Here is a 519-nt window from a genome sequence, read left to right on the forward strand (position 1 = left end):
CCGCCGCCCAGGACGAGGACGACCGCGCCGATACCGAGGGGGACGGCCACAGGGAGCCCGTCGTCATCGGTGTCGTCCGCCGCGGGCTTCGCCGACGGCGCCGGGGACTTCTCGGCGCCGGGGTCCGCCGAAGGGGCCGCTGTGGAAGGCTCCTCCGAGGGGCTGGGGGTGGGGCTGACGAGCTTCGCGCCGGGCGCGGCGGGCTTCAGGTCCAGACGGGGCGCGGGATGGCCGTGGCCGTGCCCGTCACCGCCGGAGTCGTCCAGTTCGATCCAGCGGTCCACCTTGCCGTCGCTGTAGGACTGCAAGGTCTTGAACACGAGCGCCTTGACGTCGGGCAACTGCCGTACGGTGACCTCGTACTCGGCGTCCTCCCCCACCGCGAGCTTCGGGCCGGAGACGGTGTAGCCCCGGTCGGTGGCGGCGAACTTCCAGCCCTTGGGGCCCTCTTCGTAGGTGACGTCGGCGGGGGCGATGCCCTTCGGCAGGATCACCTCCAGCTTCGTGATGCCGGCCGAG

Annotated in this window: 1 protein-coding gene; it reads right to left on the minus strand. The window is 72.4% G+C overall.

Going from position 1 to position 519, the window contains the following annotated elements:
• Positions 1-519: DUF1775 domain-containing protein (locus AOK15_RS35260; RefSeq protein WP_107099584.1), on the minus strand; the 519-nt coding region annotated here is incomplete at both ends.

This window comes from Streptomyces ossamyceticus, assembly GCF_001418475.1.
GTDB classification, from domain to species: Bacteria; Actinomycetota; Actinomycetes; order Streptomycetales; family Streptomycetaceae; genus Streptomyces; species Streptomyces ossamyceticus.